The organism is Streptomyces sp. SID14436, assembly GCF_010548465.1.
GTDB lineage: Bacteria > Actinomycetota > Actinomycetes > Streptomycetales > Streptomycetaceae > Streptomyces.
Genome location: NZ_JAAGMD010000803.1, coordinates 1 through 595 on the forward strand (window position 1 = coordinate 1; position 595 = coordinate 595).

1 protein-coding gene is annotated in these 595 nt (G+C 77.3%); it reads left to right on the forward strand.

Going from position 1 to position 595, the window contains the following annotated elements:
- Positions 1-113 precede the first annotated feature (113 nt).
- Positions 114-595 (forward strand): acyl carrier protein (locus tag G3I53_RS29160; RefSeq protein ID WP_343240707.1); only part of this gene is annotated, 482 nt, incomplete at its 3' end.

Sequence of the window (595 nt, forward strand, 5' to 3'; positions counted from 1 at the left end):
CCGTGCCGGTGGCCGCGGGTCCGGCCGCGACGCCGCCTCCCTCAGCGGTCGGTGCCGAGGTGCGGGACGGGTCCGCGTCCGGTCCGGCGGACGGCGCGGTGGCGGGCGGAGCGGTGGCGCAGGACGTGACGGGCGAGGACGTGGCGGCCGAGGACATCACTGCCCAGGACGTCGTGGCGGAGATCGGCGTGCTCTTCGGGGAGTTGCTCGATCTGCCGCCGGTCGATCCCGGTGCCGATCTGTGGGACCTGGGCGCAACGTCGTTCACCATGGTGCGGGCCGGGCGCGTCCTGCGGGAGCGGTACGGGCGGGACGTGCCGGTGTCGGTCCTGCTGGCCGAGCCGACGGTGCGGGCCATCGCCGCGCGGATGTCCGGCGGTGCGACGCCGCCCCCGGGAACTGCGAAGACTGCGGAGACGGCGGAGGCGACGGAGACCGCGAGCACCGTCGGCGCGGCGGGGCAGGCTCGGACGGGCGAGTCGGCGCCGGTGGCCTCCCGCGGGGAGGCGCGCGCGCCGCGGCCCGCGGAACCGGTCGCCGAGGATCCGCCACGGGTCGACTTCTTCGCCGCCGAGGACCGGCGCCGGTTCAAGGA